This is a genomic window from Deltaproteobacteria bacterium (assembly GCA_005879535.1).
Classification (GTDB): Bacteria; Myxococcota; Myxococcia; order Myxococcales; family 40CM-4-68-19; genus 40CM-4-68-19.
Genome location: VBKI01000067.1, coordinates 96,332 through 96,812 on the forward strand (window position 1 = coordinate 96,332; position 481 = coordinate 96,812).

Consider the following 481-nt stretch of genomic DNA (forward strand, 5'->3'; position numbering starts at 1 on the left):
TGCACGCGCCCTATTCCTGTCCGTCCTGCGCAGCGACGGAGAGCGCGCCCCCGGGCCGCGATTCGGCCCGGCGATCGCGGTCGTCCTCGCGGAGCTGGATCCGGCCGCCGAGCGGCAGCGAGTCCAGCACCACGTTGATCGACCCGTCTCGATTCAGCCAGGCCATGCCCACGCGGCTCCAGATCCGGCTCCGCAGCCCCGGCTTGTCGATGATGTTGTAGGCGATCCACGGTTTCTTCCACGCGCCGCTCTCGGCAGGGCCGACCGCTTGCATCGGCGCCACGCCCGCCTGGTTCTCCATCCGCTCCTCCCGCCGGCCGCTCCACTGCGGCCATGCCAGCCGGGAGAGCACGCGCCGTGCCAGCGCCGTCCCCTCTGCGAGCGGCCTGACCCAGGCGTTCCAGGACGAGAGGGGGTCGCAGAATGGGACAGCCGCCTTGACGGACCCGGCCACGCGGGCGTAGGAGGGCCCGCACAGCAA

At 72.1% G+C, this 481-nt stretch carries 1 protein-coding gene; it reads right to left on the reverse strand.

Features of this window, described 5'->3' with window-relative positions:
* Window positions 1-10 precede the first annotated feature (10 nt).
* Entirely contained in the window at window positions 11-226 is a 216-nt protein-coding gene (locus E6J58_14405) for a hypothetical protein (GenBank protein ID TMB36397.1), read from the reverse strand.
* Window positions 227-481 lie beyond the last annotated feature (255 nt).